This window comes from Croceimicrobium hydrocarbonivorans, assembly GCF_014524565.1.
Taxonomy (GTDB): domain Bacteria; phylum Bacteroidota; class Bacteroidia; order Flavobacteriales; family Schleiferiaceae; genus Croceimicrobium; species Croceimicrobium hydrocarbonivorans.
Genome location: NZ_CP060139.1, coordinates 1,225,150 through 1,236,885, shown reverse-complemented (window position 1 = coordinate 1,236,885; position 11,736 = coordinate 1,225,150). Strand labels below are relative to the sequence as shown.

The 11,736-nt window shown below is 44.7% G+C and carries 9 protein-coding genes; 5 read left to right on the top strand and 4 right to left on the bottom strand.

Annotation, left to right across the window (positions count from 1 at the left end; all coding sequences use genetic code 11):
• Positions 1–11 precede the first annotated feature (11 nt).
• On the bottom strand, positions 12–620 hold the full coding sequence (locus H4K34_RS05730; RefSeq protein ID WP_210759867.1) for a ribonuclease HII: 609 nt from the start codon (positions 618–620) through the stop codon (positions 12–14).
• A gap of 1 nt (position 621) precedes the next feature.
• Positions 622–1,740, bottom strand: a complete 1,119-nt coding sequence (locus tag H4K34_RS05725) for a glycosyltransferase family 4 protein (protein WP_210759866.1) — start codon at positions 1,738–1,740, stop codon at positions 622–624.
• A gap of 51 nt (positions 1,741–1,791) precedes the next feature.
• On the opposite strand from H4K34_RS05725, the gene H4K34_RS05720 reads away from it, so the two are divergent.
• From H4K34_RS05720 to H4K34_RS05700, 5 genes are all read left to right on the top strand, one after another.
• On the top strand, positions 1,792–3,240 hold the full coding sequence (locus tag H4K34_RS05720) for an oligosaccharide flippase family protein (protein ID WP_210759865.1): 1,449 nt from the start codon (positions 1,792–1,794) through the stop codon (positions 3,238–3,240).
• A gap of 34 nt (positions 3,241–3,274) precedes the next feature.
• Entirely contained in the window at positions 3,275–4,312 is a 1,038-nt protein-coding gene (locus H4K34_RS05715; RefSeq protein ID WP_210759864.1) for a GumC domain-containing protein, read from the top strand.
• A gap of 2 nt (positions 4,313–4,314) precedes the next feature.
• Positions 4,315–5,742: an O-antigen ligase family protein gene (locus tag H4K34_RS05710; protein WP_210759863.1), complete on the top strand. Its 1,428-nt coding sequence runs from the start codon at positions 4,315–4,317 to the stop codon at positions 5,740–5,742.
• Between the two features lie 144 nt (positions 5,743–5,886).
• Positions 5,887–8,709: a TonB-dependent receptor domain-containing protein gene (locus H4K34_RS05705; RefSeq protein WP_210759862.1), complete on the top strand. Its 2,823-nt coding sequence runs from the start codon at positions 5,887–5,889 to the stop codon at positions 8,707–8,709.
• A gap of 11 nt (positions 8,710–8,720) precedes the next feature.
• On the top strand, positions 8,721–10,157 hold the full coding sequence (locus H4K34_RS05700; protein WP_210759861.1) for a hypothetical protein: 1,437 nt from the start codon (positions 8,721–8,723) through the stop codon (positions 10,155–10,157).
• A 67-nt stretch (positions 10,158–10,224) separates the two neighbouring features.
• Here the strand turns inward: H4K34_RS05700 and H4K34_RS05695 are convergent, their stop codons facing one another.
• Together H4K34_RS05695 and efp are read right to left on the bottom strand one after the other, a co-directional pair.
• On the bottom strand, positions 10,225–11,163 hold the full coding sequence (locus H4K34_RS05695; protein ID WP_210759860.1) for a UDP-3-O-(3-hydroxymyristoyl)glucosamine N-acyltransferase: 939 nt from the start codon (positions 11,161–11,163) through the stop codon (positions 10,225–10,227).
• Positions 11,163–11,732: an elongation factor P gene (gene efp, locus H4K34_RS05690; RefSeq protein WP_210759859.1), complete on the bottom strand. Its 570-nt coding sequence runs from the start codon at positions 11,730–11,732 to the stop codon at positions 11,163–11,165. The genes H4K34_RS05695 and efp overlap by 1 nt, the downstream gene beginning before the upstream one ends.
• Between the last annotated feature and the right edge of the window lie 4 nt (positions 11,733–11,736).

The following is an 11,736-nucleotide window of genomic DNA, read 5'->3' as shown; positions in this document are numbered from 1 at the left end:
GTACTAGAAAACTAGTCGAGGTCTAATTTTAACTGCGGGGGAAGTAAAGTGAAGCTTTGTCGGTGCCAGCGTGAAGCTCCATGCTCTCGAATCGCTTGGCGATGAGCTTGGGTAGGGTAGCCTTTGTTTCGTTCCCATTGGTATTGGGGGTAGTCTTCAGCTAGTTTGAGCATGGCCTCATCACGATGCGTTTTAGCCAGAATAGAGGCGGCGGCTATCGACTTAAATCTTCCATCGCCTTTAGTCTCGCAACTGTGCTCTAAGTCCTGGTAAGGAGTAAAGCGATTACCGTCGATTAATAAAAATTCGGGTCTGGTTTTTAATTGATCCAAAGCCCGGTGCATAGCTAAGAAGGAGGCTTTGAGGATGTTTATTTCGTCAATCTCGGCTGCCGACACAGAAGCCACGGCCCAGGCCAGTGCTTTTTCCTCGATGTAAACTCTTAGTTCGTCCCTTTGCTTTTCAGTGAGTTTCTTGGAGTCGTCCAATAATTTATGTCGGAAGCCCGGCTTTAATATTACCGCCGCGGCATAAACGGGCCCGGCTAAACAACCTCTGCCTGCTTCATCGCAACCTGCTTCCAGGCGACCTTTCTCTTTAAAGTTTTTGAGCTGAGCCATCTTAGTGCAAGCTTTTTTGAATGCTGTCCCACATGGCTTCCGCGGCTTTTTGCCAAGAGAATTTCTGCAATTGCACTTTGCCTTTTTGGATGAGATCGGCTTGTACTTCCGCATTTTCCATTTGCTGCAGTGCTTTGGCGATTGACTCGCTATTGCGACTATCTACTAATAGAGCAGCTTCACCCGCAATCTCTGGCATGGCTGTGTTATTAGCGCAAATCACAGCGGTCTCGCAGGCAAATGCTTCGATAATAGGAATGCCAAATCCTTCAAAATGGGAAACCAAGCAGAGGCCCTCCGCGCTGGCCAAAACTTCTGCTAAATCAGCATCGGCTAATCGTCCGGTAAAAAGGATGTCCTCCTTATAAGGATTGCTTTGAAAAGCTTGCTCAATGGCTGGGGTCCAGCGCATTTTCTCGCCGGTAATCAGTAGTTTGTGCTGGCCGCCATTATCGCGATACAAAGCATAGGCACCCATTAAACCTTCCAGATTTTTACGGGGATTCAGGGCTCCTAAGTACAAAAAGTAGGGGGAGCCTTCTGCGTATTTTGCGCGCACCTTTGTTTTGGCTTCTGGCGAAAGGGCCTTAAAATGCGGGCCATAGCCATTGGGAACTACATCAATTTTATCTGGCGATACGCTATAAGTATCAGCGATATCCTTTTTACAGTATTCAGAAACGGTGGCTACCCTTATTGCGTGGTGAGCAAATTTGGGGTAATAATGCCGCATAAAACCACCAGCAACCTTATCCAGATTATCTGGTTGATGCTCGTAGTTCAAATCGTGGATGACTGCGATGGAAGGGCATTGGCCCCAAAGGGGAATCATGCCATCTGGTGATATAAAGAGATCTGCTTTAATCTTGTTTAAGTAACGCGGGACCGACCATTGAAACCACCACTGCCATAAAAAGGGATGGCGCGTAGGTGGGAATAAGACCTTGGCTTCGATACCTGGGTCAAAGATGAAGTCGGGGTGCCAGGGACGATCGAACAGAAAAATCCATTCGACTTCCGGGTGCTCACGACTCAAGATTTCGAAGATATTGGCGGTAAATTGGCCAATGCCTTCGAGGCGATCTTTAAGGAGTAAACGGGTATTTACTGCAATCTTCACGAGACAAAGATAGACCTCTTCGATTCACTATCTTCGCAAGGCGCAAAGCTTATGCAAAAGAAATTCGTTGGCAGCCTGGCGCTGTTGCTATTCGTTAATTTTTTGATCAAGCCGATCTGGATTTTCGGAATCGATCTCGAAGTACAAAATCAGGTCGGCTCAGATGCCTATGGCCTGTACTCAGCGGTGCTCAGCTTTGTGATGATCTTCAATATTGTGCTGGATCTGGGTCTGGCTCATTATAGCAACCGTGAGATTGCTACCGATCCACAGCAATTAGCCCGACATTTCTCCGAACTCTTCATGATTAAGATTAGCCTCGCTGGAGTCTACTTTTTAGTCGCCATGGGGCTGGGTTTTTTCCTGGGCTTCTGGTCTGGAGGTGCGCAGCTCTTACTTTGGTTGAGTTTGTCGCAGGTTTTTGCTTCTGCACTTTTCTTTTTACGTTCTCACCTTACCGGATTGCATTTGTTTAAATGGGATGCGGTATTAAGTGTCTTCGATAAAAGCCTGATGATTTTAACCGCTGGCTATCTCTTGTATTTCAGTCAGTCGGGTATCGATGTTCAAATCTTCGCGGCCTTGCAGGCTCTGGCCTATGGGCTAACCGCTGGTCTCGCCTTGCTGCTGATCTTATGGCGGGTACCTTATTTCAAGCCTCATTTTCGATGGATGAAATTTCGGAAGAAGCTAGGCCGCAGCTTGCCTTATGCTTTGATGATCTTTTTAATGGCCATGTATACCCGAATTGATCAATTAATGCTGCAGCAGCTTATTGGCAATTCAGAGGCTGGTATCTATGCGCAGGCCTTCCGCTTGTTGGATACCTTTAATCAGCCGGCCTACCTTTTCTCGGTTTTATTGCTCCCCATGTTTGCCACCTTGATCTCTCGAGAGGAGCCGGTTTCGGATCTGGCCAAGCTATCCTTTGTGCTGATCTATGTAATGAGCCTGAGTATTACCCTGGGGGGTGTTTTTGAAGCCGAAGAATTAATGGCCTATCTCTATGATGAGCATTCCGAAATTAGCAGTGGCCTTTTACAAATCTTGCTGTTTTCCTCTTTATCCATGGGGGCGACCTATGTTTTTGGAACCATGCTTACGGCAAGGGGAAATTTGCGGGAGCTTAATTATATCGCCTTTGGGGGCTTAATCCTTAATGTGATTTTCAATGCCTTGCTGATTCCTAAATACGGAGCCCGAGGGGCGGCAGTGGCGACCTTGGTAACTCAGAGTTTGAGTGCGCTCCTGCAATTCAGGCTTTGCTATCGATTGGCCAATTTAGCTTGGCGAAGCTCCTTTTTATGGCGATTTTTAGCCTATTCACTTCAGGCTTTACTCTTGGCTTATGGCCTTAGTTTGCTGGAGATGGATTGGTATTGGTCGCTGCTTTTAATTATTGGTGGAGCCGCGGCATCAGTAGTTCTTTGGAGGCTTTTACCTTGGGCTCAGGGAATAGAATTGCTTAAGCAGCGTTTAAAGGACCGCAGTAGCACTTAATATTTCTATTTTTGCCCGCCTAAAAGCTTAATTCATGGAAGGTTCCAAAGCCGATCAGGATCGCGTATTCGACTCCACCAATTTGATCGTTTACCTCTACAATTGGCGCATGCCATTGATTATTGTTTCTCTGGTTGCCGGAATTCTGGCCGCTGTTTTCAGCGGTCCGTCTTTCATTGATCCTTTATTCGAATCAACGGTAACCGTATTCCCATCTACAACCAACTCCCTGTCTAAGGCTCTTTTACCGCAGAAGTTTTCTAGTCGCGGTCAGGATATTTTGGAATTTGGTAAGGAAGAGGAAGCAGAGCAATTGCTGCAAATTTTGAATACCGATGAGATTCGGGATAGCATCATTCAGAAATACAATCTGATGAAGCATTATGAAATCGATCCTTCCGGGAAGTATGCCAAAACGGAATTGTATAAAACCTTTTCCAGCAATATTTCTTTCCGTCGCACTGAGTTTATGAGTGTGGAAATTAATGTATTGGATACCGATCCGGATACCGCTGCCTTTATGGCAAATGATATTGTGGCTTTGTTGGATATGGTAAAGGATCGCATTCAGCGGGAACGCGCCATGCAAGGATTAAAGATTATTCAAGGTGAGTATTTCGCCCTGAAAGACGAGGTTCAAGTTTTAGAGGATTCTTTAACTGAGCTTCGCTATAAAGGCGTGCATGATTATGAGACCCAATCGTCGGTGTTTAACGAGCAATTGGCTACAGCCATTATTGAGAAAGGTGCTAAATCAGCAGCAGTAGCTTCCATAGAACAAAAGTTGGATACCCTGGCCAAATACGGTGGTACCTATGTTTCCCTTCGCGATGACTTAAGCTATATGAAAGAAGAGGTGGTTAAATTGAAAACCGCCTACGATCAAGCGAAAGTGGACGTGTCCCAAAGTTTGCCTGCCACTTTTAAGGTAAACAACGCCTATCCTGCGGAGAAGAAGAAATATCCAATTCGTTGGTTGGTGGTCGCCCTGAGTATGTTGGGTGCCTTTACCGCTACTTTGATTTCAATTCTGATTTGGGATACCCTGCGTAGCTCTCGTAAAAAAGCCTAGGCTTGAGGGGTATTCAATTTCATAAGGAAGATCGGCCGGTATACCTTACGGGCTTACTGGTAGCATTATTGAATATCGGACTTATTGTGTCCCAGCAATATTGGGCCCTCTTAATTCCGGTAGCGCTATTGGTGGTTACCATGACTTTCCTGGCTTTGGATAAGGTCCTGTATTTCGTGATCTTCAGTACCCCCCTTAGTATTTTTTATCTTCATCCCACCCTTAAAGTCGGCTTTACTCTGCCTACGGAGCCCTTGCTTTTCGGGATCATGCTCATCTTTTTTGCCAAGATCCTTTTTAAGGGGAACTTCGACCTGAAACTGGTGAAGCATCCGGTATCGGTAGCCATATTGGCAATGATCTTTTGGATGTTTGTTACCACTCTAACTTCACAGTTACCCTTGGTAAGTGCCAAATACCTCATTGCCCGTATTTGGTTCGTTTCGGTATTCTTTTATTTGATGTCGCGCCTTTTTCAAGATCGAAAACGTACCTATCTCTTTTTCTGGCTCTATCTATTGCCTCTGGCAGCGGTGGTTATTTATACGGTCACCGTGCATGCTCAGTGGGGCTTTACTAAAGATGCCTCAGTATGGGTAATGTTCCCCTTCTTTAAGGAGCATACTTCTTATGGGGCGGTATTAGCACTATATATCCCAATAGCGGTAGCCTTTACCTTTTTCATGAATTGGGATCTGAACCGCAAATTATTGGCAGGAACAGTATTGCTGATCTTATTGGCGGGCGTGGTTTTATCCTATACACGGGCCGCTTGGGTGAGTCTGGTGGTAGCGGGAATGGCAGGTTTTATGGTGTGGATACGCCTGCGGAAAGAGATTTTGGTTTTGATGGTCTTCGCCTTTATCGGCGCTTTGTTTTATTTCCAAGGAGATATTATGCAGCGCTTCGAAAAGAATGATACCACTAGTAGCGACGATTTAAGTGAGCATGTAGAGTCGATCAGTAATATTTCTACTGATGCTTCTAATATGGAACGTATCAATCGCTGGAAATCGGCTTTCCGCATGTATGGCGAAAGGCCGGTATTTGGTCATGGCCCCGGCACTTATATGTTTCTCTATGCCCCTTATCAGAAACCGAGCGAGAAAACTATTATTTCTACCAATAATGGAGATATGGGCAATGCCCATAGTGAATACATCGGTCCATTGGCGGAAAGCGGAACCTTAGGATTGATTTTGGTTTTAATTCTGGTTTATCTAAGTATTAGGACCGGCATTAGGGCCTATTCTAAAGTAGAGGATCATGAACTTAAAGTGCTGGCTTTGGCGGCATTAATGGGCTTGATAACCTATTGGACCCATGGTTTCTTGAATAATTTCCTCGACATGGATAAGGCCACCTTACCGGTTTGGGGCTTTACATCCTTCCTTGTATATCTGGACCTCTACGGACAGAAAAAATATTAATTGTTCTATAGTATTAGTTTAGAAGCACTTGGCGATTCTTGCTAAATGTGCTGGCTGTTAAATTAAGTTTGCGTTAAGTGATTCGGCTTGTCAATTAAACTTTTTTTAACATTTTTGGTAGTGGATAACCAATAAATTATAGCTATGCGAACAACCAAAGCGGTGCTAACGCTACTGTTAGCGCTATGCGTGCAGGTGGGTTTTGCCCAATCGCGCACAGTCAAAGGAACCGTTAAGGGGCCGGGCGGAGAGCCTATCCCCGGAGCTTCGGTGATTGAGAAGGGAACTAAAAATGGTACGGCTACAGATGCCTCCGGTTCTTATTCCATCACCGTTGCCGGTCCTAAATCAATCCTTGTTATTTCTTCTTTAGGTTTTACAACACAAGAACGGGAAGTGGGATCCAACACCACTATCGACGTGTTCATGAAAGAGTCCAATGAGCAATTGGACGAAGTTGTAGTAACCGGACAAGGGGTAGGGGTGAGTCGAAAACGGATCTCGACCACCGTTTCATCAATTGATTCGAAAGAGCTGAAAAAATCGCCTGCGATGCAGCTGGATCAATTAATTCAATCCAAATTACCCAATGCTCAGATTAAGTTGAGTTCCGGTCAGCCAGGAACCGCTTCAATCATTCGTTCACGGGGTCCGGTGTCAGCTAATACGAACACCACTCCGGTAATTATGATCGATGGAGTACGGGTGGATAACTTGAACTCAAACCCCAGTTTGGGATTAAATACCGGTGGTGCGCAGTCTTCTGCCATTGCTGATATTCCGATGGAGGATATTGATCGTATCGAGTATATCCCCGGTGGTGCAGCTACAACCTTATATGGTGCTGATGCTGCGAATGGGGTGCTGCAAATTTTCACCAAGCGTGGAAAAGCCGGTCGTTCGAATGTTTACTTCGAAACTCAATTAGGTCAGATGCGCGGTACTACCGACTTCTTACGTTGGCAGGAAACTGCGGACCTCGTTTTCGAGCCTGGTTTCGTGCAAAACTACCGCTTGGGATTCTCAGGAGGTACCGACGCCTTTAACTATAGCTTCTCTGGTTCTATTTACCAGGACGATGGCTTTAATGCTGTTAACCAGCAAACTCGTCGCAATTTCCGTACTACAGTAGCCTCTCGCGTTTCAAACCGCTTGCGCTATTCTGCTTCATTGGCTTACTCGAATTCTGAGTTTACCCGTGATTATAATGCGAATACCAGCTATTCTCGTTTCGGTAATATCGAAGGTGGCTCCTATGGTAATGTTGGTGACTCTAACCAAACTTACCTCGATAACCTTAAGCAGCAATTACAGGATGAAGCTGATGTAACAGCCATTACCGAAAGAATTAACCGCTTTAACGTGGCTAACAACTTTACTTACGATGTGAGTGATAAGGTGGTAGTTTCCTTCGACTTCGGGTTGGATAGTCGTAATTCTAAGCAACAGGAGTTAGGTACCAATGCCTTGCAAATTGTAAAGGGTTCTTACCCTGATGGAACTACGGATCAAGGTTATATTGATGTTAGTACACGTAACTTCTTAGTATTAAGTGCCAACTTAAATACCGCTTATCGCGAAAGAGTAGGAGACTTTGATTTCATCACTACTGTGGGTGGTCAGATGTTCCGTCAAAATGATTATCAGACTTTAATCAGTGCCACTGGTGTGCCTGATGGTTCAGAGTCTGTAAATAACTCCGCCGATCAAAGTGTACAGGATTTCTATAATACCGTAACATCTTACGGATTGTACATCGCCGAAAACGTAGGTTGGAAAGACAAGTTCTTCTTAGACCTGGGTCTTCGTTTTGATGGTAACACCGCTTTTGGTGATGAGATTGGTTTAATTCCGCTGATTAAATTAGGTGGATCTTACGTGATCTCTGATGAGGCTTTCTTCAAGAATAATATCTCTAAGGATGTGGTACACTTGATGAAATTCAGAGCCAACTATGGTGAAGCAACCATTTTCCCAACGCCATTTGCGAATGATTTGACTTTTGCCTTGAATCCTTACAATGGTTTACAATCTTTTGCTTTCGATAATCCAGGGAACCCTGAACTACAATCCGAGATTGCCAAAACCACAGAGGTGGGTGTTGATATCGGCTTGTTCAAGCGTTTAACCTTAGGATTTACTTACTATCGTACGCTTACTGAGGGTGCTCTCTTTACGCCTCCACAAGCCCCATCTACTGGTCAGAGCGCACAGGAGAAAAACGTAGGTGAAATCGAAAACACCGGTTTCGAAATCGCTTTAGGAGTGAATATCCTTAATTCTGAGAAGCATAATATGAATGCTCGCTTCTCTTATAACTACAACCAAAACAATGTACTGAGCACTGGTGGTGCACCAGAATTTGTGGTAGGTGGTTTTACCTTCCTCGGTTCTTGGGTTAATCAAGGTCAGCCTTTGGGTTACCTACGCGGTGCTAAGGTTGTATCTGATGGTAATGGTGGCTATGAGGTAGAGCGTAATGCTTATTTAGGTACTACCTTCTCTCCAACCTTCGGTACTTTCGGAATCGACTATACCTGGAACAATAAGTTAAGCGTATTCTTAAACGGTGATTACCAATTTGGTGGTCAAGGTGTAAACGTAGATGATGTACTGCGTTATTTCGGTGGCGTGAATGATGAAGATCGTTTCCCACAAGAAGTATTAGACGCTGGTATTACTTCCTTCTTCGACTTAGCAGGATACTGGGTAGAAGATGCCAATTATATTAAGGTACGTACCGTAGGTGTGGAATACAACTTCGGTAGCCTATTAGACAGCCGCATCAAGAACTTGCGTCTTGGATTTACCCTGCAGAATGCCTTTAACTGGGTAAGCTCTAGCTTCGACCCCGATGTTACTGGTTCTGGTATTCGTACCCAAGGTGGTTTCGCTGGTGGTGGTTTTGCTTTCGGTACCGAGAGTGCTCCTCGCATCTATTTAGCAACCTTACGTGTTAACCTTTAATTTAAAGCAAGATGAAAAAGTTATTGACTAAAGTTTCGATCGTAGCCGCTTCAGCATTGCTAATTGTAGGTTGTGAAGCGGTGGATCCCACAGATGTGGTGAACCCCAACCTTTCGGAAGACGCCTTGGTAGGGCAGCCTAACTCATCTAAAAGTTGGTTAAATGGTTTAGAGCGTCAGCTGGCCATTACCGCTAACAACAATTTGATTGTAGCTGAGATTGCTTCCGACAATTATGTAAATACCCAAACCTTCTTCAATCAGTTTGTAGATGGTTTAACTATCGACTGGCAAGATGATGATGTGGATGATTCCCAGTTCCATATTGCCCGTATTCGCGAAATGGCCCTCTTCGGATTATCCGAGATTGGACCTAATGATCCCAATTACGATGCAACAGTACAGGCAGAATTTGAATTCTTCGCTGGATTGTCTCATCTCTGGGCTGCCATGTATTATCGCAATTTACCAGGTTCCGCTGCTGGTCCGGTAATGAGTAGTGATGCGCATTTAGATGCCGCTATCAATTACTTTAATACCTCAAATACCACCAGTGAGAATACTTCGGCTAAAGCCGGTATGATGCGTGCCTATTACCTTAAAGGTGATGCTACCAATGCCGTAGCTATGGCTAATGCGGTAATTGCTGATGACGCTGAGTTTCTGCGCACTATTAAATTCGACCCACAGAACAGCCGCGGTAATAGCAATAGTTTAGATTATACCGTAAACTCATTACAAGATGCCTTGTATGATCGCGGTAGTTTCGACGACTTGCAACCCTTGCCTAAGCTGGATTTCTTGGATCCTAAGTTCGCGGTAATTTCTGCCAACGAAGATTCTGAAATTCCTTTATTCAAAGTAGAAGAGGCTCATTTGATCAAAGCCGAGGCTGCCAATGCTGCCGGTAATGATCCAGGAGCTTTGCTGGCCCTCACCGATCTCTTTACTGTGGTGTCTAATCGTCCGGTTCGTAGCTTAAATGATGCTACTGAAGACCGTACCGAGCGTAATCCCGGAACTCGTCCTGATAGTACCGATATTACCGTTGATGGTCGTGCAGGATTAGTGCTATACCGTCAAGGAGGTAATGTAAATGTACCTACCGTTTCCGGTACTTCTTATGATGTAGCAATGGTTACTGGTATTACTGGTGATGCTATGTTGGAAGCGATTTACAATATCCGTCAGGAAGTGTTTATCGGTGAAGGATTACGGATGATGGATATGGGTATTACCCTGGTAGTTTCTCAAAATGAGCAACTCTTAAATAGCAATGTGACCACTTCTGATACTGAGCCTGTTATTCCTGGTTATCTACAGGCCATCGCTAGTGAAATTGATGCTATTACTTATGATGAGGTAGCGCGTACTTGTACTATCAATCATAATATCAGTAACCTTATTGTTCAGAATAAGGCCACTGCTGATGTTTGTCCTTTCCACTAGGAAATAATTCAATCCAATAAAAAAGCCCCGCTGCAAAGCGGGGCTTTCTTTTTAATAAGCTTGAGGATTATTCTTCCAATTCAATGCGATTGATAATCTCGGGTAATAAGCGTAGTGAAGCCATTTCACGGTGACGTTTCCGCGCCTCGTCGGCAGGGTATCCGAAATACACTTTGCCACCGGCCAAAGACTTCGATACACCAGATTGAGCAAGAACAACAGCCTTATCGCCAATCGTAATATCAGAGCTCACACCAACCTGACCCCAGAGGGTAACGCCATTGCCAATAATGGTACAGCCGGCCACACCTACTTGAGCGGCAAAAAGACATTTTTCGCCCACAATGGTATCATGACCTACATGCACCTGATTATCGAATTTAGAGCCTTTGCCAATGCGAGTATCCGCACTTACGCCACGATCAATAGTACAAGAAGCGCCAATTTCGACGTCGTCCTCAATCACAACATTTCCACCGCTGAGTAAGCGATCGAAACCTTCAGCACGCTTTTTATAGTAAAAAGCATCAGAGCCAATTACGGTATTAGCCTGGATGATTACCCGATCGCCGAGCTGGCAATTGTCACCAATGTTCACATTAGCGTGAATTACACAGTCTTTGCCAATCTTAACTCCATGACCAATGGTACAGCCGGGTTGAATGATGGTTCCTTCTCCAATTTCAGCATCATCTGCTATTGCAGTTTCACGAGCTTGGAAAGGGAAATACTTGCGGGTAAGTCGATTAAAATCCCGAAAAGGATCCTCAGAAATTAAAAGACCTTTTCCCTCTGGAACCTCTACTTCCTGATTAATAATAATGGTGGTAGCGGCAGAGTCTAAAGCCTTTTGGTAATATTTAGGATGATCTACAAAAACCAGATCACCAGGACGAACACGATGAATTTCATTAAATCCATAGGTGAGGTGTTCAGCCTCGCCACGGAAGCCGCATTGCAGGAAATCTGCTAATTCGGAAAGTTGAAGCGGCTTTTTGAAATCCATTATTCGCCTTTATAACGTTCTTTATAATCGCCGGAAGCAGTGTCGATCACCACTTTCTCGCCTTGCTCAATGAATAAAGGTACACGAATTTCGGCACCAGTTTCTACCGTTGCAGGCTTCAAAGTGTTAGTGGCGGTGTCGCCCTTAATTCCGGGTTCGGTATAGGTGATTTCTAATGCAACCTTTTGAGGAAGCTCACATACTAATGGACGATCCTCGTCGGCATGGAACAATACCTGACATTCCATACCCTCTTTCAAAAACTGAGGGGCATTGATTAATTCTTTAGGGATGGTGATTTGGTTGAAATCATCCATGTTCATGAAGTGCCATCCGCTGGGATCTTCGTATAAGAACTGATAGTTCCGGTTTTCGATCCGAATAATTTCCAATTTCGATCCGGAAGGGAAGGTGTTGTCAATTACACGACCGGTATCGAGGTTCCGTAATTTAGTGCGCACGAAAGCTGGGCCTTTGCCGGGCTTTACGTGAAGAAATTCAATGATTTGATGAGGGTTACCGTTAAAGGTGATGCACAATCCATTACGGATATCTGAAGTATCTGCCATCTTA